The following is a 289-nucleotide window of genomic DNA, read 5'->3' on the forward strand; positions in this document are numbered from 1 at the left end:
TCCGAATGATAACTTTAATGGTGCTGTTCCTCTAATTACTTACATTGTTACTGACGGTGCAGGTGACACTCAGAGTTCTACCCTAACCATTTCAGTAACACCGGTTTCTGATTTAAGTGATGATAATGAAACTGTCACTGTTGCAGAAGATACAACCGCCACAGGCAATGTTTTAGACAATGCAGAAACAGCAGACGGTCCACTAACTGTCACCAGCTTTACTGTTGATGGTAATACGTACAATGCAGGTGACACGGTAAGTCTTGCTGAAGGCGAACTCACTTTAAAT

Annotated in this window: 1 protein-coding gene; it reads left to right on the plus strand. The window is 41.9% G+C overall.

What is annotated here, in order from left to right:
- The coding region (locus H4J62_RS20125; protein WP_182218807.1) for a hypothetical protein at positions 1 to 289 on the plus strand (289 nt) is incomplete at both ends.

Source organism: Colwellia sp. BRX8-5 (assembly GCF_014077325.1).
Lineage (GTDB): Bacteria > Pseudomonadota > Gammaproteobacteria > Enterobacterales > Alteromonadaceae > Colwellia_A.